The following is a 23,212-nucleotide window of genomic DNA, read 5'->3' as shown; positions in this document are numbered from 1 at the left end:
GTGCCCGGCGCACATCAGCCACCTCACTGGCGGCCTTCGGTAACTAACTCTCCTCCTTACGAGTGCTCCGTCACCCGGGAACCCCCGGATGCGGGTTGTCCAACAGCACCATGCGGGCGGCAATACGCACGAGCGCGGAGATCGCGGTCGGCGACCCGCGCTCCAGAACCCAGGAGAGGGGCGGCTGCGGAGGCAATCCCTGGCTGTCGTGCACGGCTTGGATGACGGCGCTCTCCATCCTGTCCAGCAAGCCCGCGGTACTCGTACGTCCGGCGACGTCGTGGACAATGCGGCCCAGGCGTTGCAGGAGACGGCGCGATTGCTCATTGTGCGAGGCGTCGGCCGGCGTCACCAGCGCGGAAACCCGTCGCTGGACATGGACAGCTTCCTCGTCTGCCACCAGGGTGGTCGGTATCTCGGCCACTGGGAACCCGCACACCTGGACTCCCAGTCGCCGGCCACGGCCTTGGCTACGCCCCTGCGGGCGGGTGCAGTGCGTGCGCTGTCCTGCGCCGGTCGCCGCGAGACGCCAGTACAGGGGCAGATCACAGCGGGGACAGCGATCCACCAAGTACACCAGGTGGTCCGCGCACAGAAAGGTCCACTTCAACCGCCAGCTCAGCAGCCACCGGCCTCCTGACGCCTGAACACACAACGGGCACGCCGCCGAGTGTTCCCGCCGAAGCCACTGATCCCTCGACTGCCAACTGCGGCCGCCGTCCGGGGAGAGCTGCGGCAGTACTGTCGGTGCGTAAAAGCTGAAGAGCATCCGCTCGACCTGTCCCGGCCTCAGCCCCGTCCGTTTCTGCACCTGCGACAGTTCCTCTGGGCTCAGGCGGAACTGATAGGCGCTGAAACCCGCCGTACCCAGTAGCCCCAGCGCCGTCAGCGCCGCGACCCGGGACAACCGCAACGTGACCGCGATCATGTCGACCCAGCTAACGAACGACTCTCCGGCAACCGGAGGCGGTACGACTCCAAGTCGCCCGGCCAGCGCGTCCTCACCCATGACCTACCGCTGCCCGGTCTACTCCATCGCCTGAGTCCACGAAGAGACGCACGGGATCCTCACCCCGGCGAGGTAGCCACGCCGGACGGAAGTCCGGGTGCGTCACATACGGCACAAGCAGGCACCGCACGGCATACAGTAGGGACTTGGCCACCGTGCTGCGGGAATCGACGGCTTCGTAGGCGTCCAAGATCAGCCGTTGGGACTCGATCCGGTGCCGTGGCAGATCGCCCTCGTTCTCGCCCAGGCGCTGTTCCTCTTCGCGGAGCCGGGCATCGAGGAATCGGATGCGCGGGTCAGGGCATGTGATCGGCCCGGAGTGTTCCCGGGGCCGTGCCCGAACCATGAACTCGTCCGCGTGCCGGGGGCAGTAGGTGCTCCAGCCCATTGTGTCGGTGAGCACCGCGCCGTGCCCGGCCGGAGTCCAGGCGGAGCAGCCAGGGCGGCGACAGCGCCCGCCGAATCGGTTGACAGGCAACTGAAGGTCCCCGTGGGCAACCGAACGTCGTGGCAGCAGAGGGCCCCAGTTCGCCAGCCCGTTCCCGTTTTCTGCTCTTTCAGCCTCTTCGTCGCCGGTCGCGTCCAGTCCGGCCTCAGTTGCGATCTTCACGGCGGCAGCCACAACCAGTGGCCAGTGCTGCTCGCTGAGGTCGCGGGACACCGTGTAGCCGTCCCAGGCCTGGTGAACTGCCGCGTCGGTGCGAGGCAGGCGCAGTGGCGGCACTGCGGCCCACGCGTCCTGGATAGACCGGTGTAACGCCTCGAAGATGTCGTGTGCTTGTGTCTGCGGCAAGTCCTCCGAGCCTTCCAGGAGGCGGTCGATCCGCTGCTGGCAGTCAAGGAGCCGGAGGTCGTGGACCGGCACGGCGCGCATGCGGCGGATGTCGCGGCCGCACGGCTGCTTCGGCGTGTAGGTCCACGGTCCCGCGGCAGGGCCGGGACAGATCCAGGATTCCGGGATCCCGGGCCGCGGGGGATGAAAGACTGCGCCGCAGCCCCGGCACGTCGAGATCAGGTAACGCTCATGCCGTACGCATGCAAATGACCAGGCCAGTCGCCACTTGAGGAGCCATCGGGCACCGTTCTCCCGCAGGCATGCCGGGCAGGCATGGGATCGCTTCCGCAGGACCATCCGCTGTCGGTTCCTCCATGTGGTGAGAGCGTCATGTCCTTCCGGGCTGTTTTGTGGCAGCGGGTCCAGTGCGTTCTCGGCGTAGTGGGCGAGCGTCATGCTCCGCACTTGTTCCTCCGTCACCCCGGTGGTGTGCCGCACCGCTTGTACGAAGGCGTCACTCACGTGGTAGCCGAAGATGTCCGACACAGCGCTGGCGTTGGACATTCCTGTCATCCGCAACACCATCGTCCGGGACACCTGGTTGAGCCGCGCGAGCGCGTCGACCCAACTCCGCAGGGACTCACCGGGGCAGGGATCGGGCACCAGAGCGAGCCGGCGCAAGGGGCCCCGCACGTCCACGGTCTCCTCCTGGCAGCCTCAATCTTCCGACGTAGCAACTGGTGCTCACGCGGCATGCGGCGGTGACTACTCACATCAGCAGTCCGCCGCCCTCACCATGATCACCATGGACCAGCCGCTGCCACACCGGAGCGGGCACCTCCACCACCAGCAACGTGCTCAACGCTCCCACGCCTTCCTCCCTGACAAGATCGGAGGCTTCCTCCTCCACCGGAAAGTCGCCTTGGAGGGCGTCACAGTGGAGACAGCCGTTGCTCAGGTATCTCCTACCCACCGTGGCACTCCACCGGGGCTTGATCGAGTCGGCGAGTGGGGTGTATCCGGCTTCCTCCAACAACTCCTTGATCCACACCCGCGAGAATTCGTCCATGGTCTTCGCATAGCAGTCCGCCTGGGAGGGACGGCTCGGATACAGGCCGACCACGCACGTGGTGACTTCGCCGCACTTCCAGCACGAGCGATCCAATGTCAGAACGCGAAGGGAAATCGTCGCAGCGCAGCCTGCCGGAACCACATCCGAGATCCACGGCTCGGTGCCGAACTGGTCGCTTTCGTCCCAGCGTTCATGCCGGAAGGCGACCTCCTGGCACACGGGGCACTGGACCCTTCTCTTGCCGTCCTCACAGGGGACCAGCACACCCGCGCCTGCCGCGACTTGGATCGAGCAGTCCACACACGCCCCATCGAACCGATTCGACTCGTCCTGGGGCGCGATGTCGGTAGACGGATCCGCGACCGCCTGCAGGGCAGTCCCACGGACTCGGTGCTCCGGAGCGTCTGCCCGGCAGTACACCTGCCAACGGTCGCCGAGTCGAACGCGAACGCCAGCATTGGGCTGCACGTACTGGGAGCAGTGATCTGCCGCGCAGACGCCTCCGTATCTGTTCGATGACAGCTGGCTCAACTCGCCCTCCTTGCCCTGGCCCGCTTCGCTCGGCTTCAGTCCCTAGCAGCCGAAGACAGGCGCATCACCGCCCGGCGCCTGCTCACCCTACCCACGGCCGAGCAGGCGGCTCAGGGCCATCACGCAGAGCCGAATCGGTATCAGCACAGCCCACTGCTTCCGCCACCAGGCGACGACCGGGTCCTGGGCACTGGTGGGCTCGGCATTCAGCTCTGACCGGTTCCCCGAGGAGCCCACCCTGTTGGTGTCCTCGCGTGATCCCCCGGGACGCATCGGTTCCGTGTTCCGCTGGTCTCGTTGCGGAGCCGGGTGGTGTTCTCGTCGTGGTGGCCGAGAGCCTCCGCGCCGACGGGGGATCCTGTTGGACACGGCCGACGTGTACGGTCCACTCACCAAAGAAGGGCCGGTGAGCGGCGCCTCTGGCATCACATCGCAAGCCTCCCGCATCCCCAGAGGAAATGACCACGGCTGCGCTGAAGTGGACCTGATGGTACGCGAGTTCGGATCGGAGGGCGAGGCACTTCCTCTGTTGCTCCAACAGTTGGTGGGCAAGGGGGTCCTGGCCGCCTGGGCCATCACGCCGGAGACGGGAGACCTGCACTGGACGATGGAACCGAATGGCCGTGCCCTTGATTTCAGGGAATGACGGCTCGGCGCCGCTGTCAGCCGAGCGCGACCTTGCGCTTGAGGCTGTTGCCGTGGCCCCACTCGTAGACCCCGTCGTGCTGGAGCCGTCCGACGACGATGCCTGGTGCAATCCCGGCAGTACGCGCGAAGGCCTCGATAGCCGCGAGCGAGAGATAGCGGGTGGCAGCCAGCCGCCGATACCCCGAGGCGTGTTCAGGTGGCAGGAGTACGCTGGCCGCGAACGCGTTTGCCTCGTCTTCGCTGGTGTCTTCGTGGCGTTTGGCGGGCGAGAGGTTGTCGCGATCGTCCATGAAGGTCAGTCGCTTGCCATGCAGCAGGACATGCGCGAGTTCGTGGAAGAGGCTGAACCAGAACTGGTCGTCCGTCTTGAACCGGTCGCTCAGGGCCACCATGACTTTGTCGGACGTGAGCCAGCGTGTAGCGCCGGACACGTTGGTTTTGGTAAGGGCCGGGACGAACACCAGAGCGACCCCCACCTGGGCGCAGAGCCGCGGTAGTTCCTCTGACCAGACGTCCTGCTCCGTGAGCGTCAGTTCCCGCAGGCGGGGCAGCAGGGCGGTGAGCGCCGCTCGGTCGTACGGCTCGCAGTCCTGTTTGCGCGCTTCACGCTCGGCCAGACGCAGCCAGGTCGCGGTCGCGTATTCGTCCCGGCTGAGCACGGAGGAGCGACGGAACGCGGCTTGGTAGCCGTGCCACACATTCTGGCCGACTTCGGGGGTGGCGACACCGAAGAAGTCGAGCAGCAGGCGCAGGTTCCTCACGTTCTTGGACCTGTCGGGCAGGACACCGCGGCTGACCAGCTCACGCAAGGGGAAGCGCTCGAGCCAGCCGAGGTGTTCGGACAGGGCTCGCTCTTCCTCCTCTCGGGCAAGTTGCGTGCGCCAGGCGGCCTCTCGCGCATTCCACAGCCCAGCAGGCACCCCTGTGGCGCGCTCCAGCAGCAGGGCGGTGTCGGGGCTCAGTGCAGCTGTGCCCTGGATGACTTGGTTGATGTGTTTGGTGGACAGTCCGGTTCGGCGCGCGAGGTCGGCTTGCGGGATCCCCAGGATCTCCAGGGTCTCCTTCAGGGTCTCCCCGGGGGACGGAACGGTCTGGGGCGCGTACGCCGTCGGGTCAGCGCCGGGGGTCATCACGATGCCTCTCTTCGGGCACGGAGGGGTGCGGGGCGGTAGTTGGTGGCAGCGAGTTCGGACTGGACGTCCGTGACGATCACAGCGCGGACGTCGGCGTAGTCGAGTGTTCCGTCGGAAAGCTGGGGAGGGGGCTCGGCACGCGGACGCAGATGCAGATCCGCCTGCGGCCCCAGAGACACAAGCAGCAGGCCAGGACGGTCCGGGCTCGGGCGGAGCCGGGCCGCCGGCAGACGCGCCAGGTCGGCCAGATGAGCCGCGGCGTAGATCTCCGCCAGCCGCCGTCGCAGTACGGCGGCCAGCGCCGGGCCGTAGCGGCGCTCACGCATGGCGTCGTCGTTGCAGGACCGGGCCAGCTCGACGTCGAGGAAGGAGAGCTTCACCGGCCGCCTCACGAATCATTTGCGTTAACAGGCTTGGTGCATGCTAACATCGGCGCAAGATCGAAGATTTGCATGCACCAAGTCGGTGCATGCAAATCTTCCACCTGGCCATTGTGCCTGTTCATGGGCCCACAGGTACCTCGCGGGATGTGTCCCGCTTGAATCCGGCCTCGCCGGGAGACAAGGAGGTCTCGCCATGGCTATGGCAGACGCCGCCCCCAAGACCGTCACCATCACCGTGGACCGCGAGCCGGTCTCCGGGGTGCCCCGTCACACCACACCGAACGAGATCCTGCGGCTGGCCGGCATCGACCCCGCCAGCCACTACCTCGTCAAGATCACAGGCCGTCACCAGGAGTCCTTCGAGGGCCGGGGCGAGGAGCCCATCACCGTGCACGAGCACGAGAAGTTCGTGTCGCTGTCCACGGGGCCGACCCCCACCTCATGACCACAACTGAGCCGCTCTGGGGGCCTGCCGCGCTGCAGGCAGGCCTCCAGGCCGCCGGCTACGCACCCGAGCAGCAGAACGGCTTCATCGTCTTCGACTACACCATCGAGGCGGGCTCGCACGCCGGGCGCACCGTCAAGGTCGGCCTGCAGACCGGCGCGGACTTCCCGACGACTCCGCCCAGCGGACCGCACGTGAGTCCGCGCCTCGGGCACCCCCATGGGGCCGTTCACCCCTCCGGACTGGGGACAGAGTGGGAGTACTGGAGCCGTCCGACTGCCCACTGGGCCGCTGACCGTAGTGTCCGGGGCTACCTACGACACCTGCGCACCCTGTTCGCACAGCTCGACGAGCAGGCAGCGGCATGACCACCCGGTTCAGCGCGGCCGTGCCCTCGCCTCTCGCCCGACGACTCGGCGATCACCTCCTCCGTACTGATGGGCAGGAGGACTGCTGTTTCGTCCTGTGGCGTCCGGCCACGGGTGCCCGCCGTATCACCGCTGTGCTGGTCGATGTCGTGCTGCCCTTGGAAGGCGAGCGCATCGTGCACGGCACCGTCGATTTCATCAGCGCCTTCTTCCTGCGCGCCGCCGGCCTGGCCGCGGAGCACGGCTGCGGTGTCGGCCTGATCCACTCCCACCCACGGGGTCATGGCTGGCAGCGTCTGAATCAGGTCGACCACGACGCCGAAGCCTCCTTCGCGGCACAGGCCCTGGCACTCACCAACCGACCCTTGCTCGGGATGACCTTCGCCGGCGGCGATGCCAGTCACAGCGCCAGGATCTGGCAGGAGCACGGAGCTCGGCGCTACCGGCCGCTCCACGCCGAGAGCGTCCGCGTGGTCGGCGAAGAGTTCACCGTCACCTTCAACAGCCTGCTGCTCCCCGCTCCGACCATCACGAGCGCACAGCAGCGCAGTCTCTCCGCGTGGGGCCAGCAGACTCAAGACACCCTGGCCCGTCTCCATGTCGGTGTGGTCGGAACCGGCTCGGTCGGCATGCTGGTCGTCGAGGCTCTCGCGCGCACCGGCGTAGGCCGCCTCACCCTCTTCGACTTCGACACGGTGGAGACCGTCAACCTCGACCGTCTTCTGCACGCCACACGACACGATGCCCGCGCGAAGCGGCCCAAAGTCCGCCTGGCCGCGCGCGAAGCTCGTCGTGCTGCCACGGCCCCGGCCTTCCGTGTCTCCGCGCTGGAGGCGAGCGTCACCGAACCGGGCGGCTTCGCGGAGGCCGCCGACTGCGACGTGCTCTTCTCCTGCGTCGACCGCCCTTGGCCCCGCCACGTCCTCAACCATCTGGCATACGCGCACCTCATCCCCGTCGTCGACGGCGGAGTCAGCGTCGACGCCCGCGGCGGCAGTCTCCGAGGTGCCGAATGGCGTGCCCATATCGCCGCCCCCGGCCGTGCCTGCCTCGAATGCCTCGGCCAGTACGACTCCGCGTACGTCCCCCTGGAGCGTGACGGCTTGCTGGAGGACCCCTCCTACATCACGGGCCTGCCCGATGACCACCCGCTGCGCCGCAAGGAGAACGTCTTCGTCTTCTCCACCGCGGCCGCGGCCGCCGAGCTGACCCAGTTCATCACGATGGCGGCCGCGCCCGCCGGGGTCAGCGACAACGGCGCCCACCTGTACCACCTCGCCACCGGCACCCTCGATCGTCGTACCGACGGGTGCGCCCCCGGATGCCCGTACGACACAGCCCTGCTCGCCCTGGGCGATGCCGCACCTACCGTCACCGGACGACACCTCGCGGCGGAGCGGGCCCGCACCAGACGCAGCACCCTTCGCTCCCGCTTCAGTCGGCTCGCTCATCGATGGCAAGACCCCAGCTCATGACACCTGCGCTGTCTCAGCACGCCAACGCACGTACAGCGTCTACCGATCGTCCAGCAGATGGAGAGGTACCGATGGTTCGAAAAGAGTCCCTTGCTCAGCTCCTCGAAGACGGGCGCCGCAAGATCCAGGTGGCCGACGAGGAACTCGCCGAGGCCAAGCGCCGCCGCCGACTCCTGGCCGCGTCCGCGCGCCGGGCCTTCCCCGGCTCGACCACCTACTACAACGGGAGCGTCGCGCACGGCGATGCCAACACCCCCCTGACCGACGTCGACCTCGGGGTCGTCCTCACCAAGAAGGACGCCGAGCCGTACGGTCCCGGCAAGGAGAGCGCCCTGGCCCTCATGGAGAAGGTCCGCGACGTGATCCACGAGGACCTCGACGACGAGTTCGACAAGCTCACCATCGAGGTCGAAGGCCGGCGCCGTGCCGTACTCGTGCGCTTCGGTGACCCGGTCACCCCAGGGCAGGCCGACTTCACGGCGGACGTGATGACCGCGCTCCCGCATCCCTCGGGCCGCGGGCTGTACATCCCGAACACGAAGATCGCGGACCAGTGGGACCGCGCCGACCCGATCACCCACACGCGGATGGTGCTCCAGGCCATCGAAGACACGAAGGTCGTCTTCGCCCGCACGGTCCGGCTGCTGAAGCACTGGAACTGCACGCACAGCAAGCCCATGTGTTCCTGGAACATCAAGGCCCTGTGCCTCGACTGTCTCGACGAGCCCATGCCGCTGATCAACGCACTGCAGGTCTTCTTCGCCTACGCGGCGGACGAGATCGACAAGGGCCCGACGCCCGACCCGGCCGGTGTGGCCGGCCCGATCCCGCTCAACATGCCGCGCGCCGACGTGCACAAGCGGCTCTGCACCGCCCGGAAGTACATCGATCTCGCGATCGAGCACGAGAAGGCCGAGCGCCCGCTCAGCGCGCAGCACGCGCTGCACCAGGTCCTCCCGGAACTCGTGCCGGATGCGGACGGTACGCAGGAGGAGGCCGACCGCCTCGCGAGCACCGTCGTCGCGGGCGGTACAGCCGCCTCCGGACTGGGGCTCACCACCCGGCTCGTTACGCCGACCCGGCCCCGGGCATGGGGAGACTGACCCCCATGCCCCTCTGGTACGGGGTCCAGCCGACATGGTGGGCCCCGCTCGAACGGGACGCCCGGAGGCACTTCGGTGACGCACTCCAACGCAGGTATCGCCGTGGCTCATTGACGTACGAACTCACCGGACTCGACGTCATAGGCGAGCCCGACCCCATCGACGTCCGAATCCGCTTCCACGCGGACCCGCCCTACCCTCTCTACGGCCAGCGGCCCGAGGACTTCCCGCGCGTGCACGCCAGGCCCGGAGTCCCATCGAAGCACCGGTATAAGTTCGACGACGCCCTCTGCCTCTGGTACCCGCTAGACCCGGAAGAGCGGCGCTGGACAAGTTCGAAAGGTCTGCTGGACCTCATCGAGATAGTCCGCACACACTTGTTCCTCGAGCACTACTGGCGGCTCACTGGCGGTGAGCAGGGCGGCCAGTGGCTGGTGGAGGATGCCCCTCATGGCATGCCGGGGAGTGGTGCGTGGCGGTCATCGCGGCGGCACAGGCGACGGACGGCGGCTGGACCTGGGCCCAGACGGCCGCACTGATCGTCCCCTGCATCGCCCTCTTCGGCGCTTTCCTGACGTACGCCCTCAACCAGCGGGCCGTACGCAAAGAACGCCGGGCCAAGACCTTCGCCGAAGCCCTGACGGCGGTCGAGGAGTACCTGGAGATGCCGTACCGCATACGACGCCGCCCCGACTCCACATCAGCCGTACGACAACAACTAACCGACGAGGTCAGCGGTCTCTTGGCCCGGATGGCCTTCCACCAGGCGTGGCTCCAGATCGAGGCGTCGGCCGTCGCGGGCCCCTACTCAGTCCTCGTGGCGACAGCCCGAGCGGAGGCCGGCGCGCAGATGAGTCTCGCCTGGCAGCAGCCTCCGATCACCACCGACAGCGGCATGAACCTCGGCGTACCGTATCCCCGAGACCGATCGAACGTTGCCCGAGCCACATGCATTTCGGTGATGCGTCGTCACCTCTGAGAGCCCCAGGCGACCTTGATGCAAACCCAGCCCTCTTCTGCGGCAACCAAAATCCTCATTATTGCACTATATGGACATCGCGCGGGCACGTTAAAGGTCCGCAGCTGAGAGGCCTCCTCAGCGAAAGCGGTATCGCGACGTAACACAGGGTCACGATCGTCCAGTGGTCGCAGACGATTCGGGCGGGCTGGCCGGAGTGGCCTGCTCGGCGGCCAGGCTGGTGACGGGGTAGTCCGTCTAGCCGGTGGTCTTGCCCGTCATGCGGTCGGTGCGCCGGTGCCTGATCTGAACGGGCTGGCGGGTTCCAGGAAAGAGGAGGCTGTTCATGGCAGTGACCTTGATCCTGTGGATCTCGGAGCGCCCGTCGCCGGTTCCCCGAGTGCGCCCTTGAAGCGGGATGTCCTTCCGGGGAAGGGAGTTGCACTGCCCGTGCAGCTTCTTCTGTTTGCCCTTGACGATCACGATGTAGCGGGCAGCCCGGCCGAGGAGGTCGTCCGCGCGCTCGCGCTCGATGTGCATGGCGTCGCTGGTGGCGGCGGTTCCCGCCAGGTCTGCGACGGTGTCCAGCCGCGGCTGGACATAGGTCGGACAGGTCTCCCCCCTGCCGGGTGGTGAGCAAAGCCCAAACCGATCAGACCTGCGGAGTGATGAAAAGCGCTAGGATCTCCGCACGAATGCCTGGGAGACCGCACGGTGACCGCGCGGTCGAGGTGGTGGTTTCGGTTTCACCACTTTCAACCCAGCGCGGCGCAGATGTAACGGCTGCAGCACGTGCATGCTGGGCTCGACGCTCGCTGAGGGGGCACGATGGACGATGTTTCAGGGCTACCCGAATTCTGGAAGGAGTTCAGTTCTCTGGGACAAGAAGTTGACTACTTTGTGACCGCCCGACTGTTCGACGGAACACCCGCGGTGTGGCCTAAAGAAATCAACTACATCAGATGGCGGCATCTGGTTGCAACCGAGCTAGGCGTGGACCCGATGGCCGTCCAACTGGTGGGAAGCGCTCGTCTGGGCTACTCCATAAACCCGGAGAAGCACTTCAGGAAGTTCCACGAAGGCTCGGACTTGGACATCGCGGTGATCTCATCAGAGCTGTTCGACAAGGCATGGGCTGAGCTCCGAGAGATAATCGAGGACGAGCTCTTCTCCAGAAAAAAGAACTATCTGCGCAAGCTGGTTTTCGAGGAGTGCATTGCCCTCGACATCGTGCTGCCACGACTGTCCTTTGGCGAGCAGTGGTCACGGTCCAGAGATCTCTTCATCCAGGATCTCGGTGGCGCCTTCAGGAACTGCGAGGTCAATTACCGGCTGTACCGCAACCATAGGTCACTCAGAAGCTATCAGGTGAAAAGTGTGAATATCGCGCGCGATCGCGCGATCGAGGAGGGCGTGCACCATGGCTGATCACGGGCTCAAGTTCGAGATCGAGTCGAAAACGGTGGCGGAGTTCCGGTCGCTGGACAAGTCCGGCGAGCTAATCCTCCAGCCTGAGTACCAGCGCCAGGCCGTCTGGCCCGAACGCGCCAAGGTGTCCTTGATGGAGACCATCCTCCTCGGGTATCCGATCCCGGAGATCTACCTATCGTATGAGACATCGCCGGAAGGGGAGCAGACAGCGTCCGTTGTCGACGGTCAGCAGCGCCTCACCTCCTTGCTTGAGTTTCTGAACAACAAGTTCCCGCTGGACGGGCTGGAGGACGAGAAGCTACGCGAAAAGTTCGAGGGGAAGCTCTTCAAGGAGTTGCCTGACGATGTACGTCAAGAGTTCTTCCAATACCGCTTCCCGATTCGACGCCTGTCCAACCTTGCCGACGAGTTTGTGCGCGCAGTTTTTGCTCGCGTCAACAGGGTCAATATGGTGCTAACGGAACAAGAGCTCCGAAATGCTTTGCTGCCTGGCCCGTTCAACGACTTCCTCAAAGACTGTGCAGCCCACCAGATAAGCGCACTATCCGGCATCTTCAGCGGTGAACGACGCAAACGAGGTGGCGATCTGGAGTTCTATGCCGAGGTCTTCGGCACCTGCATCTTCGGCCTTTCCAACAAAAAGACCGAACTCAACGAACGCTATGACAAGATCTCCGCAGATTTCGAGGAATACCAGGACCGTTCGGCGGAATTTCTCGAACTACTGACGCTCCTCAGCGATACCGTAAAGTGGGTTGGCCGAACCAGATGGTCCAACATCGTCGACATGTTCACGCTGCTACATGCCTCCTGGGGACTGCGCAAGGAGCTAGGCAAGGCCAGTCCAGAACAGAAAACGCAGATTCGGGACCTTCTGGACCTGTTTCAGCGTGCAGTCTCGGCCAGGAAGCGCAATGGCGAGAATGGGGAAACTGCCAACCTCTTGGCATCTCTTGCCACTACGATCGACATGACGGCCGAGGAAGTCGAAAAGATCATCGAAGAGTATACGTCGGGCATCCGGAACTCGTCCGACCTGGGCTCACGCCGAGTTCGCTCTCAGCAGCTGACGTTGGTTCTTTCGAAGAAGCTCAAGAGCTGACCGACTTAAGTTTGTCCTGCGGTTCCTACGCGGGCCCACGCCGGCCATTCGTAGGATCGGTGAGTCCGAGGACTCAGGGCATGGCAGTCAGCTTGTCGCCGTCTGATGACTTAAAACGTTCTCCCTGTTCCTCCTTCTCCTGCCATTGAGGCAGCGGCCGACACTGCGTGTCGGCCGGATCTGCTGTTGGGATTGAAGATTCGTTTCAACTTTTGGGGAGAGGTTCGCGCGATGTGATCAGCTGGTTGGTCAGTTCCACAGTGGCCAGGTACCACCAGAAGATCCAGTCGAGGAAAGCCTCGTCGTAGTCGCCGCGTTGGTCGGCCCGACGGTGACGCAGGTCGAAGCGGTTGGCGATCTCGAACAAAGCGCCCTCGTCCTTCCCCAGCTGTTCCTTGATCAGGGCGCGGCGTTCCTCCAGGATGCGGGCGAGGTTGAAGATCGCCGACCTCTTGCTCTCGGGCGACGCATCACGTCCTCGGAAAAGCGCGATGGCGTGGCGAACGCCCGCTGTGACGCCGGGCGGACTGTCGTGGAGGGCTCGGTGCACCAGCTCGGCGCGGGCGTGGTCCGTGACGGCGACCAGTCGTCCGAGGTCCTCGCCTTCCGCGGCCAGCTCGTATTCGATACCGGCTTCGCGCAGCAGTTGGTTCACTCGCCACCTGTACAGGATGCGTGCGGGGCCGTTATGGAACTCCGAGTGGTGCCAGCCGCAGCTGCCGAAGCTGTGGAAGTGTCGTCGCCGGGGGCGGCTGACCAGGTCGTGGAACACCTCTATGAGGCCGTAGAAGGTGTCCTCGTCCCACGCTTCCGGATCCAGCGGCCACAGGCCGGGGGTTCCGAGACGGCGCTCGATCAACTCGGAGGCGTCGGGCAGGTCGTCGTGGTCATCGACGCAATACTCGCCGAACACTGCGGCCAGGTATCCGTTGCCAGCGAAGTCCCCGATAAGGCGGGCGAAGTCCTGTCGACCGTCTCGCTCTGGGTGGCCGTCAGCGGACGCACTGCTTGCGTGCCGCTGCGGCCAGTACGGCCGAGGTGCAATCGCGTGCCGGAGCTCGGGTGCTCGCTGGACGAGTTCCTCGAACCAGTCACACCGGTCCTGTGTACTCGGCACGTGACGCCAACGGCTGGTCGTGGTGGCCCAGGGATCTGCTGCTGATTCCCTTTGACCCGGGGTCTCCTCGAAGTCCAGGTCCGCGCCGCCGGTGAGGGCCTCTGTTAGGAGCCACTTCGCTTGCTCCTCCCAGCTGGCGCCGGTTATACGGAGGATGCGCTCGCCTTCGGCAACGAAAAGATCTGTGGGCCAGCGGAGTTCGTAGTTGCTGAAGTCCAAGCTCACCACAACATCATCACCCATCTGGGTGCGCCCTGAACACGAGTCGCAGATTTCCCTGTCGGTCCGGAAGCACCGGCTGGACGACTGCAGGAACGACGAAGGCGACGCTAAACGGTCCTGCGACAGAGGCTGAGAGGCGCTGCGCCCCTTGCGGCGTCCAACCTCAGGTCCTCACACCGCCACCCCCGATAAGACCTGGTCAGCGCCACTCTCATTTCCGATGACCCGAACACACGCTACTTCGATGTCCATCTAATTGATAGTGCGCAGGTCAGAGGCCTTGTCAACTCTCATTTTCAGCGGCGGCCCTCAGGGGGAGCTGGACAGCATGGCAGCGGAAGACCTGGTGGAGCGGCGCTCCATCGACGTCGTCCCGGACGACGAACGGCACGGCACCGCCTTCAGCCAGTTCACTCTCTGGCTCGGCGCCAACCTCCAGATCACCGCGGTCGTCACCGGCGCCCTCGCCGTCGTCTTCGGCGGCGACGTGGTCTGGTCGATCGTCGGCCTGGTGGTCGGCAATGTGCTGGGCGGCGCGGTCATGGCGCTGCACTCGGCGCAGGGCCCGAAGCTCGGCCTGCCCCAGATGATCCAGTCACGCGCCCAGTTCGGCGTGAAGGGCGCGGTCGTCCCGCTGCTCCTGGTCATCCTCATGTACGTCGGCTTCTTCGCGAGCGGCAGCGTCCTGGCCGGACAGGCCACCGCCGAGCTGACGCACACGAACGACACCACCGGCATCGTGCTCTTCGCGCTCGTCACCGCGGTCATGGCGGCGGTCGGCTACCGCGTCATCCACGCGCTCGGCCGGGTGACCAGCGTGATCTGCGCGCTCGCCTTCGTCTATCTGGGCATCCGCCTCCTGGACCGCGTCGACCTCTCGGCGCTCCTGTCCGACGCCCGCTTCGACCTGCCGGTGTTCCTGCTCGCCGTCTCCCTCTCGGCGTCCTGGCAGCTCGCCTTCGGCCCGTACGTCGCGGACTACTCGCGCTACCTGCCGCGCACGACCTCGGCGAAGGCCACGTTCTGGTGGACCCTGTCGGGCTCGGCGCTCGGCTCGCAGTGGTCGATGACGTTCGGGGTGCTCGTGGCGGCGAGCGCGGGCGACAAGTTCCTCGCCCACCAGGTCGGCTACGTCGTCGGCCTCGGCGGGACCGGCCTGATCGCCTCGTTCCTGTACTTCGTGATCGCGCTCGGCAAGCTGACCATCAACGTGCTCAACACGTACGGCGGCTTCATGTCGATGGTCACGAGCGTCAGCGGCTTCCGCGGGCAGAAGGTGCTCGGACCGCGCGGCCGGGCCGCCTACATCGCCGTGATCATGGTGGCGGGCACGGCGGTCGCGCTGCTCGGCAAGGACAGCTTCCTGACGTCCTTCAAGGACTTCCTGCTGTTCCTGCTGACGTTCTTCACGCCCTGGTCGGCCATCAACCTCGTCGACTTCTACCTGATCTCGCGCGAGCGGTACGACATCCCGGCGCTCTCCGACCCCCGCGGCCGCTACGGCGCCTGGCGCTGGGACGCCCTCGTCGTCTACGGCATCGGGCTCCTCGCCCAACTGCCGTTCCTCGTCACGCACTTCTACACGGGGCCGCTCGTCGACCCCCTCGGCGGCGCGGACATCTCATGGATCGTGGGGCTCGTGGTGCCCGCGGCGCTGTACTGGGCGCTGGCCCGGCGGAACACCCCGATGCCGGGGTCTTCCCCCCGGTCGGAATGGGGGGTTAGCCCCACCGCCACGGAGTCCCCCACGCCGTAACGTGGTGCTCCATGGAAGCCCGTGACGCCGAACTCAAGAAGGAACTCGACGCCACTCTGCACGCCCGCAGAGAGCTCGGCGAAGAGTACGACTCCGCCTTGGTCGACTCGTTCCTCGGGAAGGTCGAGCAGCGCCTGGACGGCACGATCGACCGCCGCATGCGCCGGCACCTGGCCGAGCAGCAGATGGTCGTCGCCCGCGGCGCCCGCACCCCCGGCAGCGCCGTCGACTCCTGGAGCGAGCGCTTCGGGTTCGGCGTGGTCTCGCTGATCCTCGCGGTCCCGCTGTCCGCGATCGGCGCGGTCAACGCGGGCCTGACCGGCCTCGTCGTGACGTGGGCGGGCATCTTCGGCGTGAACGCGGTGCACTCGATCCGCGGCGTCCGCCTCGGCCGCCGCGAGGGCCGTAAGTCGGAGTGGGACGACTGAAACCGGGCCGCTTTCCGGTGCGGGTTCGCTGTGGTTGCTCGCGCAGTTGCCCGCGCCCCTTTCAGGGCCGACAGAGTGCTGCCGCGGGGACCGCCGCACCCCCGGTTGCCGGGGGGCGGGACGACGGCGGTCCCCGCGGGGGGACGCGCACCGGGTCAGGGCCGGGTGGCGTCCCGGCGTCCGTGGAGGTCCGGGAGCCGCTCCGGAGTTCCTGACGCCGACGACCACCAATGTGCCGGAGCCGTGTTAAGCGGGTGCTGCGCGGACGTGTCGCGCTCGTACCACTTCCGCGAAGTTCCCCCCAAGGCCCCGGCCCACCGCGTTCGGGTCACTGCCCCTGCTGCTCCGCGAGGAAGGCGAGCAGGTCCTGACGGCTCACCACACCCTTCGGCTTGCCCTCGACCAGGACGATCGCCGCGTCGGCACCGCCGAGCACCGACATCAGGTCCGCCACCGGCTCACCGGAGCCGACCTGCGGCAGCGGGTCCGACATGTGCTTCTCCAGCGGGTCGGAGAGCGAGGCGCGCTGCGCGAACAGGGCGTCGAGCAGCTCGCGCTCCACGACCGAGCCGATGACCTCCGCGGCCATCACGTCGGGGTGGCCCGCGCCCGGCTTCACGATCGGCATCTGCGAGACGCCGTACTCACGAAGGACCTCGATGGCCTCGCCGACGGTCTCCTCAGGGTGCATGTGGACCAGCGAGGGCAGCTCGCCGCCCTCCTTGCGGCGCAGCACGTCGCCGACCTTCGGCTGGTCCCCGGCCTGCTCCAGGAAGCCGTAGTCGTTCATCCACTCGTCGCTGAAGATCTTGCTCATGTAGCCGCGACCGGAGTCCGGCAGGAGCACGACGACGACGTCGTCCGGGCCGAGCCGCTCGGCGACGCGCAGCGCCGCGACGACGGCCATGCCGCAGGAACCGCCGACGAGCAGCCCCTCCTCCTTGGCGAGGCGCCGGGTCATCTGGAAGGAGTCCTTGTCGGACACCGCGACGATCTCGTCGGTCACGTTGCGGTCGTACGCCGTCGGCCAGAAGTCCTCACCGACGCCCTCGACGAGGTACGGACGGCCGGAGCCGCCCGAGTACACGGACCCCTCGGGGTCGGCACCGACGACGGTGACCGCGCCCTTGGAGATCTCCTTCAGGTATCCGCCCGTACCGGAGATCGTGCCGCCGGTCCCGATGCCCGCGACGAAGTGGGTGATCTTCCCCTCCGTCTGCTCCCAGAGCTCGGGGCCCGTGGAGTGGTAGTGCGAGAGCGGGTTGTTCGGGTTGCTGTACTGGTCGGGCTTCCAGGCGCCGGGCGTCTCGCGTACGAGCCGGTCGGAGACGTTGTAGTACGAATCCGGGTGCTCGGGGTCGACGGCCGTGGGGCAGACGACTACGTCCGCGCCGTACGCGCGCAGCACATTGATCTTGTCGAGGGACACCTTGTCCGGGCAGACGAAGATGCACTTGTAGCCCTTCTGCTGGGCCACGATGGCGAGACCGACTCCGGTGTTGCCGGAGGTGGGCTCGACGATGGTGCCGCCGGGCTTCAGCTCCCCGCTCTGCTCGGCCGCCTCGATCATGCGCAGCGCGATGCGGTCCTTCACGGATCCGCCGGGGTTGAAGTACTCGACCTTGGCCAGGACGGTCGCCTGGATGCCCGCGGTCACGTTGTTGAGCCTCACCAACGGGGTGTTGCCGACGAGGCTGATCATCGAGTCGTGGAATTGCACCGTTGTCTCCGGGCTGCGATGTAGTGCGACGAATTGATGCGGTCAGCCTAAGGGTCCGGCTCATCCGTTCACCTCCGCTTGCGATTGGCCGACCGTGCTTACGGGGCAATGAGTGGATGTACGGCGATTCGGCAACGAGGAGGTGGCTGCGGGGCATGTCGAGGGCGAGGGTGGCACGGCGGATCGCCGCGGGCGCGGCGTACGGCGGCGGAGGCATCGGGCTGATCGGGGCCGCCACGGTGGGCCTGGTGCTCGCCGAGGTGCAGCTGGCGAAGCGCAACGTGGGCGGCGGGGCGCACGGGGATCCACCACGGGCCGACGGCCGCTACGGCCGCGCCTTCGCGGACCGCCCCTCCTCCTTCGAACCGGTGCGGTTCGCGATGCTCGGGGACTCCACGGCCGCGGGACAGGGCGTGCACCGGGCCAGGCAGACCCCGGCGGCGCTGCTCGCCTCCGGGCTCGCCGCGGTCGCCGAGCGCCCCGTCGACCTGCGGAACGTGGCGCTGCCGGGCGCCCAGTCGGACGACCTGGACCGGCAGGTCACGCTGATCCTCTCGGACCCGACCTGGGTACCGGACGTGTGCGTGCTGATGATCGGCGCGAACGACGTGACGCACCGGATGCCGCCGACGCGCTCGGTGCGGTACCTGTCGGCGGCGGTGCGGCGGCTGCGGACCGTGGGCGCGGAGGTGGTCGTCGGCACGTGCCCCGACCTCGGCACGGTCGAGAACGTCTACCAGCCGCTGCGTTGGCTGGCCCGCCGGGTCTCGCGGCAGCTGGCCGCGGCGCAGACGATCGGCGTGGTCGAGCAGGGCGGGCGCACGGTCTCCCTCGGCGACCTGCTTGGCCCCGAGTTCGCGGCGAACCCCCGGGAGCTCTTCGGCCCCGACAACTACCACCCCTCCGCGGAGGGGTACGCGACCGCGGCGATGGCGGTGCTGCCGACGCTGTGCGCCGCGCTGGGGCTGTGGCCGGAGGAGGAGCGCCCGGACGTCTCCCGGCGCGAGGGCTTCCTGCCGGTGGCCCGGGCCGCCGCCCAGGCCGCCTCGGAGGGCGGTACGGAGGTCACCGCCGCGATGCCGACGGGGCCGCGGGGGCCCTGGGCCCTGCTCAAGCGGCGCCGCCGGCGCCGGATCCAGACCCCGCCCCGCTCGCCTTTGCGCAACTTCGCGTTACACGGGTTGCTTTTTTGCCGCGGGTCCTTGTGTGGTTGGGCGCCCTGTTCCCCGCGCCCCTGTCAGGGGCGCGGGGAACTGCGCGAGCAACCCCACCCACCCGCAGACAGAGTCCGCACCCCTGCGCCCAGGACCCAGCGGCCTGAGCGCCCGCTTAGAAATGCGTCCCGCGTCACACCTCCCACCCGATGACCCACACCAATACGTGCGGGTAACTTCCCAGGGAGCCCTGCCCTCTCCCCCTTGGAGCACGCGATGCCCGAAGCCGTGATCGTTTCCGCTGCCCGCACCCCCATCGGCCGCGCCTTCAAGGGTTCGCTGAAGGACCTGCGCCCCGACGACCTGACCGCCACGATCATCGAGGCCGCCCTCGCCAAGGTCCCCGGGCTCGACCCCAAGGACATCGACGACCTGATGCTGGGCTGCGGTCTGCCCGGCGGCGAGCAGGGGCACAACCTCGGCCGCATCGTGGCCGTGCAGATGGGCATGGACCACCTCCCGGGGTGCACCATCACCCGCTACTGCTCCTCCTCGCTGCAGACCTCCCGCATGGCCCTGCACGCCATCAAGGCGGGCGAGGGCGACGTCTTCATCTCGGCGGGCGTCGAGATGGTGTCCCGGAGCGTGAAGGGCACCAGCGACGGCCTCCCGGACACCCACAACCCGCTCTTCGCCGACGCCGAGGCCCGCACCAAGGCCGTCGCCGAGTCCGAGGGCTCCACCTGGCACGACCCGCGCGAGGACGGCCTGATCCCGGACGCGTACATCGCGATGGGGCAGACCGCGGAGAACCTCGCCCGCGCCAAGGGCGTCACGCGCCAGGACATGGACGAGTTCGGCGTCCGCTCGCAGAACCTCGCCGAGGAAGCCATCAAGAACGGCTTCTGGGAGCGCGAGATCACCCCGGTCACCACCCCGGACGGGACGGTCGTCAGCAAGGACGACGGGCCGCGCGCCGGCGTCACCATGGAGGGCGTACAGGGCCTGAAGCCCGTCTTCCGCCCCGACGGCCTGGTCACCGCGGGCAACTGCTGCCCGCTGAACGACGGCGCCGCCGCCCTCGTGATCATGAGCGACACCAAGGCCCGCGAGCTCGGCCTGACCCCGCTCGCCCGCATCGTCTCCACCGGCGTCACCGGCCTCTCCCCCGAGATCATGGGCCTCGGCCCGGTCGAGGCGAGCAAGCAGGCGCTCCGGCGCGCCGGGCTCACCATCGACGACATCGACCTGGTCGAGATCAACGAGGCGTTCGCCGCCCAGGTGATCCCGAGCTACCGCGACCTGGGCATCGACATCGACAAGCTCAACGTCAACGGCGGCGCCATCGCGGTCGGCCACCCCTTCGGCATGACCGGCGCCCGCATCACCGGCACGCTCATCAACTCCCTCCAGTTCCACGACAAGCAGTTCGGTCTGGAGACGATGTGCGTGGGCGGCGGCCAGGGCATGGCGATGGTCATCGAGCGCCTCAGCTAGTGGATTCCGGCCGGGTTCATCGCTGACACACAGTTCCCGGAACTGACGCTCAGTCTCTGAATCTGTTCGTGACCCAATCTCCCCCAGGATGTGACCTATCTCCTGGGGGAGATACATATGCCCAGCTCAGAGCACGTCTGTGGATAAACCCCGGGTCCAAAGACCTGTCCAATTCGTGACGTAATGCACTGACAGGCGGATCGTGCAGGCTTCAAGCTGATGTAGGAAGTCGGGGGTCGACTTGAAACCGGGAGTACGTCAGTGAGCGCCTTGCCTCTTGCCCTGCTGCTCTCCACGGCCGCTGCCACGGCCGTGGGCGCCGCCGCCCTGCACGCAGTGCACGGCCTGCGGAAGCAGCTCGCTGAGATCACAGCCCTGCGCACCGAGCTGGCCGACAGCCGTGCCGCCGGCGCCGCGCACCCCACGGTGCCCGGTGCCCGCACCACTGTGGACACCGACGAGATACGCGCGGCCGTGGCCGAGGCGCTCGCCGAGGAGCGGGAGCGGGAGCTGGCCGAGGCCCGCGCCTTCTGGGCCGCCCAGGAGGCCCGCGACGGCTCGGAAGGGCCCTCGCTCCTCTCGGGGCTGCCCGGCATCGCCGAGGGCATCGCCGACGAGCTGTTCCTGCCGCGCCAGGCCGACTTCGCGGGCATCGAGTCGGACAGCCTGGAGCCGGTGATCGAGCCCTTCGCCGACCCTGCGGCCACCGACGAATTCGCCGGAGACTCCCCGGAGTTGGCCGCCGCCCGCCGCCGCCACCCCTCGCACCCGGACTTCGTGCCGGTGCAGGCGCCGGCCTCCGAGGCGCACGGCGACCACGAGCGCACCGTGGCGTGCCTGGAGGAGCTGGCCGTCGCCCGCACCGCCCTCGCCGACGTCCGCCCCGGCCCGCTGGGCACCCTGGACGTGTACGTCTTCGCGGACGGCACGACGCTGTGCATGACGCCCGGCCACCGCGAGACCGCGGAACTCCTCGCCACCGCCCTGCGCGAGGGCCAGACCCCGTTCCTGCTCGGCGGCTCCGGCATCTCGGGCGCGTACGCCCTGACCTTCGAGTGCGGCGCGGAGAACATCTACATCCTGGCGGACCGGGTCATCGCGTCGGTGTAGCCCCGTAAGGGGCGCGGGGAACTGCGCGACGAGCCACACTCGCCCCGCAGACGCCGAACGCCCCTACACCCCAGCCCTCTTCTGCGCCTCGGCCACAAGCTCCAGCGCCTCCGCGAGCCCCGCGGGATCATCGAGGACGAGAGCCAGATCCCGCCCCGCGACGGTGATCTGATCGGCCGCGGCGAACATCCCCGCGTCCGGCATCTCCCGCGGCGCCGCATCCGGCGCCTCAATGCGCTGGGCCCGCACCGCCAACTCCCTGGCCAGCGCCAGCGCTTCGGCCGCGGCGCCGCGCTGGAGCCGGCTCTGCGGCGCGGCCCGCAGGCGGTCGGCGAAATGGTCCACTGCGGCCGTCAAAGGCGTCGTATCGAGCACCCCGCGACCTTATGCGCCTTTCCCGGACTGTTGCCAACGCCCCAACGCTCAGGCACGGTGGCGTGAAGGACGGAACACATCGCGACGCGTCCGGAGGCGCCGATGTCCCAAGTCTTCTCCGAGGAGACCCACCGCAACCTGCTCGCCCGAATCCCCCACTGCACCGGTCGTGAAGTCTCCGACTGGCTCCGCGCCGTGGACGAAGGCCCCTCTCTCTTCCGCTTCGAGGAGAAGGTCAGCTGGCTCCGCGCAGAACACAACCTCGCGTACGGCCACGCGAAGGCGATCATCCACGAGTACGACCTACGGCGGGCCGCCCGCAAGCTCCTCTGACCACGTTCCCCCGAACGACCCTCATCAGTTCCCTCACACCACACGGCGAAGGGCCCGTGGACCGGAATCGGTCCACGGGCCCTTCGGTGGGCCGGGGCGCCTGTGCGGCGCCCCGGCCTCAGCGTCCGTCTCAGTCGTTGCCCGAGAAAATCGCGATCAGGCGCAGAAACTCGAGGTAGATCCAGACGAGCGTCATCGTCAGACCGAACGCCGCGAGCCAGGCCTCTTCCTTCGGGGCGCCGTACGCGATGCCGTCCTCGACCTGCTTGAAGTCGAGGGCCAGGAAGCACGCTCCGAGCAGGATGCCCACGATGCCGAAGACGATGCCGAGGCCGCCGCTGCGGAAGCCCAGGCCGTCGCCGCCGCCGAAGACCATGAACAGCAGGTTCACGGCGGTCAGCAGCAGGAAGCCCATCGCCGCGGCCATCACGAAGCCGTAGAAGCGACGGTTGACGCGGATCCAGCCCGCCTTGTACGCCACGAGGACGCCGATGAAGACCGCCATCGTGCCGAGCACGGCCTGCATGGCCGCGCCGCTCGCGATGCGGTTGTCGACGACGCTGGAGACGACGCCGAGGAAGACACCCTCAAGAGCGGCGTACAGGATGATCAGCGCGGGCGAGGCCTTGCGCTTGAACGACTGCACGAGGCCGAGCACCATCGCGACGAGGCCGGCGCCGATCGCGATGCCGTACGACTTGCTGATGTTGGCGTCGTCCACCGGCAGCAGCGCCCAGGCGAGCGCGGCCGTGACCACGAGCGTGCCGAGCGTGGTGGCGGTGCGCATGACGACGTCGTCCATCGTCATGCGGCCGGCGGTGGTGACGGGCGCCTGGGGGGCGCCGTGCTGCACGTCCTGCTGGGCGTACGGGTTGGTGGCGTAGGGGTTGCCCGCGGGGGCCTGCTGGCCGCCGGCGTACGGATTGCCCTGCGCGTACGGGTTGCCCTGCTGGGTCTGGGTCGCGCCGCCTGCGGGTCCCCCGGCCTGCGGCTGCTGGCCGAAGCCGGCGAAGCCGTTGTCGCGGCTGAACCCCCGTCGCGAGAAGACCGGGTTACTGCTCCTCATT

23 protein-coding genes and 1 pseudogene are annotated in these 23,212 nt (G+C 67.6%); 14 read left to right on the top strand and 10 right to left on the bottom strand.

Annotated elements, in window-relative coordinates; translation table 11 throughout:
* Nucleotides 1–70 precede the first annotated feature (70 nt).
* The 3 genes from ACZ4D5_RS32160 to ACZ4D5_RS32150 all read right to left on the bottom strand — a co-directional run bounded on the left by ACZ4D5_RS32160 (nucleotide 71) and on the right by ACZ4D5_RS32150 (nucleotide 3,156).
* Complete coding sequence (locus ACZ4D5_RS32160; protein ID WP_467775968.1) at nucleotides 71–1,009, bottom strand: TniQ family protein; 939 nt, start codon at nucleotides 1,007–1,009, stop codon at nucleotides 71–73.
* The gene (locus ACZ4D5_RS32155; RefSeq protein ID WP_467775967.1) at nucleotides 1,002–2,483 is read right to left on the bottom strand and encodes a TniQ family protein; all 1,482 of its coding nucleotides are present in this window, start codon (nucleotides 2,481–2,483) and stop codon (nucleotides 1,002–1,004) included. Before ACZ4D5_RS32155 ends, ACZ4D5_RS32160 begins: the two co-directional genes overlap by 8 nt.
* Before the next feature lie 70 nt (nucleotides 2,484–2,553).
* Entirely contained in the window at nucleotides 2,554–3,156 is a 603-nt protein-coding gene (locus ACZ4D5_RS32150; protein ID WP_467775966.1) for a hypothetical protein, read from the bottom strand.
* 592 nt (nucleotides 3,157–3,748) lie between these two features.
* On the opposite strand from ACZ4D5_RS32150, the gene ACZ4D5_RS32145 reads away from it, so the two are divergent.
* Nucleotides 3,749–4,033, top strand: coding sequence for a hypothetical protein (locus tag ACZ4D5_RS32145; RefSeq protein ID WP_467775965.1), 285 nt, complete (start codon nucleotides 3,749–3,751; stop codon nucleotides 4,031–4,033).
* Between the two features lie 16 nt (nucleotides 4,034–4,049).
* Here the strand turns inward: ACZ4D5_RS32145 and ACZ4D5_RS32140 are convergent, their stop codons facing one another.
* Both ACZ4D5_RS32140 and ACZ4D5_RS32135 read right to left on the bottom strand, forming a co-directional pair.
* Nucleotides 4,050–5,165 carry an ImmA/IrrE family metallo-endopeptidase gene (locus ACZ4D5_RS32140; RefSeq protein ID WP_467776044.1) on the bottom strand — a complete coding sequence of 372 codons (1,116 nt, stop codon included), beginning with the start codon at nucleotides 5,163–5,165 and terminating at the stop codon, nucleotides 4,050–4,052.
* Nucleotides 5,165–5,560 carry a type II toxin-antitoxin system RelE/ParE family toxin gene (locus ACZ4D5_RS32135; protein WP_467775964.1) on the bottom strand — a complete coding sequence of 132 codons (396 nt, stop codon included), beginning with the start codon at nucleotides 5,558–5,560 and terminating at the stop codon, nucleotides 5,165–5,167. The genes ACZ4D5_RS32140 and ACZ4D5_RS32135 overlap by 1 nt, the downstream gene beginning before the upstream one ends.
* A 184-nt stretch (nucleotides 5,561–5,744) precedes the next feature.
* Between ACZ4D5_RS32135 and ACZ4D5_RS32130 the strand changes: the two genes are divergently transcribed.
* From ACZ4D5_RS32130 to ACZ4D5_RS32110, 5 genes are all read left to right on the top strand, one after another.
* Complete coding sequence (locus ACZ4D5_RS32130) at nucleotides 5,745–5,996, top strand: hypothetical protein (protein ID WP_179203075.1); 252 nt, start codon at nucleotides 5,745–5,747, stop codon at nucleotides 5,994–5,996.
* Nucleotides 5,993–6,364, top strand: coding sequence for a hypothetical protein (locus tag ACZ4D5_RS32125; protein ID WP_467775963.1), 372 nt, complete (start codon nucleotides 5,993–5,995; stop codon nucleotides 6,362–6,364). Before ACZ4D5_RS32130 ends, ACZ4D5_RS32125 begins: the two co-directional genes overlap by 4 nt.
* Nucleotides 6,361–7,839, top strand: a complete 1,479-nt coding sequence (locus tag ACZ4D5_RS32120; RefSeq protein WP_467775962.1) for a ThiF family adenylyltransferase — start codon at nucleotides 6,361–6,363, stop codon at nucleotides 7,837–7,839. The genes ACZ4D5_RS32125 and ACZ4D5_RS32120 overlap by 4 nt, the downstream gene beginning before the upstream one ends.
* 71 nt (nucleotides 7,840–7,910) lie before the next feature.
* Nucleotides 7,911–8,942, top strand: coding sequence for a hypothetical protein (locus tag ACZ4D5_RS32115; RefSeq protein WP_467775961.1), 1,032 nt, complete (start codon nucleotides 7,911–7,913; stop codon nucleotides 8,940–8,942).
* A gap of 472 nt (nucleotides 8,943–9,414) precedes the next feature.
* Nucleotides 9,415–9,921 carry a hypothetical protein gene (locus tag ACZ4D5_RS32110; RefSeq protein ID WP_467775960.1) on the top strand — a complete coding sequence of 169 codons (507 nt, stop codon included), beginning with the start codon at nucleotides 9,415–9,417 and terminating at the stop codon, nucleotides 9,919–9,921.
* Between the two features lie 237 nt (nucleotides 9,922–10,158).
* On the opposite strand, the gene ACZ4D5_RS32105 is transcribed toward ACZ4D5_RS32110, so the two are convergent.
* Entirely contained in the window at nucleotides 10,159–10,440 is a 282-nt protein-coding gene (locus ACZ4D5_RS32105) for a hypothetical protein (RefSeq protein WP_467775959.1), read from the bottom strand.
* Between the two features lie 288 nt (nucleotides 10,441–10,728).
* Here ACZ4D5_RS32105 and ACZ4D5_RS32100 point away from each other — a divergent pair, with 288 nt between their 5' ends.
* Together ACZ4D5_RS32100 and ACZ4D5_RS32095 are read left to right on the top strand one after the other, a co-directional pair.
* Complete coding sequence (locus ACZ4D5_RS32100; protein ID WP_467775958.1) at nucleotides 10,729–11,328, top strand: hypothetical protein; 600 nt, start codon at nucleotides 10,729–10,731, stop codon at nucleotides 11,326–11,328.
* Nucleotides 11,321–12,433, top strand: a complete 1,113-nt coding sequence (locus ACZ4D5_RS32095) for a DUF262 domain-containing protein (RefSeq protein ID WP_467775957.1) — start codon at nucleotides 11,321–11,323, stop codon at nucleotides 12,431–12,433. Before ACZ4D5_RS32100 ends, ACZ4D5_RS32095 begins: the two co-directional genes overlap by 8 nt.
* 205 nt (nucleotides 12,434–12,638) lie before the next feature.
* On the opposite strand, the gene ACZ4D5_RS32090 is transcribed toward ACZ4D5_RS32095, so the two are convergent.
* Nucleotides 12,639–13,793 (bottom strand): hypothetical protein, encoded by a 1,155-nt coding sequence (locus ACZ4D5_RS32090; RefSeq protein WP_467775956.1) that lies wholly within the window; start codon nucleotides 13,791–13,793, stop codon nucleotides 12,639–12,641.
* Nucleotides 13,794–14,100: 307 nt separating this feature from the next.
* Between ACZ4D5_RS32090 and ACZ4D5_RS32085 the strand changes: the two genes are divergently transcribed.
* Together ACZ4D5_RS32085 and ACZ4D5_RS32080 are read left to right on the top strand one after the other, a co-directional pair.
* Nucleotides 14,101–15,528 carry a purine-cytosine permease family protein gene (locus ACZ4D5_RS32085; protein WP_467775955.1) on the top strand — a complete coding sequence of 476 codons (1,428 nt, stop codon included), beginning with the start codon at nucleotides 14,101–14,103 and terminating at the stop codon, nucleotides 15,526–15,528.
* Between the two features lie 11 nt (nucleotides 15,529–15,539).
* On the top strand, nucleotides 15,540–15,956 hold the full coding sequence (locus ACZ4D5_RS32080; RefSeq protein WP_467775954.1) for a hypothetical protein: 417 nt from the start codon (nucleotides 15,540–15,542) through the stop codon (nucleotides 15,954–15,956).
* Nucleotides 15,957–16,284: 328 nt separating this feature from the next.
* Here the strand turns inward: ACZ4D5_RS32080 and ACZ4D5_RS32075 are convergent, their stop codons facing one another.
* Entirely contained in the window at nucleotides 16,285–17,676 is a 1,392-nt protein-coding gene (locus tag ACZ4D5_RS32075; protein ID WP_384550911.1) for a cystathionine beta-synthase, read from the bottom strand.
* A gap of 155 nt (nucleotides 17,677–17,831) precedes the next feature.
* On the opposite strand from ACZ4D5_RS32075, the pseudogene ACZ4D5_RS32070 reads away from it, so the two are divergent.
* The 3 genes and pseudogenes from ACZ4D5_RS32070 to ACZ4D5_RS32060 all read left to right on the top strand — a co-directional run.
* A pseudogene (locus ACZ4D5_RS32070) lies at nucleotides 17,832–18,836 on the top strand (SGNH/GDSL hydrolase family protein); the annotation flags it as partial.
* Between the two features lie 270 nt (nucleotides 18,837–19,106).
* Nucleotides 19,107–20,327 (top strand): acetyl-CoA C-acetyltransferase, encoded by a 1,221-nt coding sequence (locus ACZ4D5_RS32065; protein WP_467775953.1) that lies wholly within the window; start codon nucleotides 19,107–19,109, stop codon nucleotides 20,325–20,327.
* A 261-nt stretch (nucleotides 20,328–20,588) separates the two neighbouring features.
* A complete protein-coding gene (locus ACZ4D5_RS32060) occupies nucleotides 20,589–21,437 on the top strand; it encodes a hypothetical protein (protein ID WP_467775952.1) in 849 nt (282 codons plus the stop codon).
* A 63-nt stretch (nucleotides 21,438–21,500) separates the two neighbouring features.
* Here the strand turns inward: ACZ4D5_RS32060 and ACZ4D5_RS32055 are convergent, their stop codons facing one another.
* Entirely contained in the window at nucleotides 21,501–21,812 is a 312-nt protein-coding gene (locus ACZ4D5_RS32055) for a hypothetical protein (protein ID WP_467775951.1), read from the bottom strand.
* Between the two features lie 102 nt (nucleotides 21,813–21,914).
* On the opposite strand from ACZ4D5_RS32055, the gene ACZ4D5_RS32050 reads away from it, so the two are divergent.
* On the top strand, nucleotides 21,915–22,145 hold the full coding sequence (locus tag ACZ4D5_RS32050; protein WP_356262997.1) for a DUF4287 domain-containing protein: 231 nt from the start codon (nucleotides 21,915–21,917) through the stop codon (nucleotides 22,143–22,145).
* Between the two features lie 130 nt (nucleotides 22,146–22,275).
* On the opposite strand, the gene ACZ4D5_RS32045 is transcribed toward ACZ4D5_RS32050, so the two are convergent.
* Nucleotides 22,276–23,211, bottom strand: coding sequence for a Bax inhibitor-1/YccA family protein (locus ACZ4D5_RS32045; RefSeq protein WP_467775950.1), 936 nt, complete (start codon nucleotides 23,209–23,211; stop codon nucleotides 22,276–22,278).
* Nucleotide 23,212: the final 1 nt, after the last annotated feature.

Source organism: Streptomyces sp. NPDC025651 (assembly GCF_055558735.1).
The sequence above is the reverse complement of the archived record's forward strand: the minus strand, read 5'-3'. Positions and strand labels throughout refer to the sequence as shown.

Coding starts and splice junctions, on each gene's coding strand:
- ACZ4D5_RS32080 (WP_467775954.1), top strand. CDS start 15,540: ATGGAAGCCCGTGACGCCGAACTCAAGAAGGAACTCGACGCCACTCTG.
- ACZ4D5_RS32045 (WP_467775950.1), bottom strand. CDS start 23,211: ATGAGGAGCAGTAACCCGGTCTTCTCGCGACGGGGGTTCAGCCGCGAC.
- ACZ4D5_RS32050 (WP_356262997.1), top strand. CDS start 21,915: ATGTCCCAAGTCTTCTCCGAGGAGACCCACCGCAACCTGCTCGCCCGA.
- ACZ4D5_RS32115 (WP_467775961.1), top strand. CDS start 7,911: ATGGTTCGAAAAGAGTCCCTTGCTCAGCTCCTCGAAGACGGGCGCCGC.
- ACZ4D5_RS32085 (WP_467775955.1), top strand. CDS start 14,101: ATGGCAGCGGAAGACCTGGTGGAGCGGCGCTCCATCGACGTCGTCCCG.
- ACZ4D5_RS32105 (WP_467775959.1), bottom strand. CDS start 10,440: ATGCACATCGAGCGCGAGCGCGCGGACGACCTCCTCGGCCGGGCTGCC.
- ACZ4D5_RS32100 (WP_467775958.1), top strand. CDS start 10,729: ATGGACGATGTTTCAGGGCTACCCGAATTCTGGAAGGAGTTCAGTTCT.
- ACZ4D5_RS32095 (WP_467775957.1), top strand. CDS start 11,321: ATGGCTGATCACGGGCTCAAGTTCGAGATCGAGTCGAAAACGGTGGCG.
- ACZ4D5_RS32065 (WP_467775953.1), top strand. CDS start 19,107: ATGCCCGAAGCCGTGATCGTTTCCGCTGCCCGCACCCCCATCGGCCGC.
- ACZ4D5_RS32160 (WP_467775968.1), bottom strand. CDS start 1,009: ATGGGTGAGGACGCGCTGGCCGGGCGACTTGGAGTCGTACCGCCTCCG.
- ACZ4D5_RS32125 (WP_467775963.1), top strand. CDS start 5,993: ATGACCACAACTGAGCCGCTCTGGGGGCCTGCCGCGCTGCAGGCAGGC.
- ACZ4D5_RS32090 (WP_467775956.1), bottom strand. CDS start 13,793: ATGGGTGATGATGTTGTGGTGAGCTTGGACTTCAGCAACTACGAACTC.
- ACZ4D5_RS32130 (WP_179203075.1), top strand. CDS start 5,745: ATGGCTATGGCAGACGCCGCCCCCAAGACCGTCACCATCACCGTGGAC.
- ACZ4D5_RS32120 (WP_467775962.1), top strand. CDS start 6,361: ATGACCACCCGGTTCAGCGCGGCCGTGCCCTCGCCTCTCGCCCGACGA.
- ACZ4D5_RS32140 (WP_467776044.1), bottom strand. CDS start 5,165: ATGACCCCCGGCGCTGACCCGACGGCGTACGCGCCCCAGACCGTTCCG.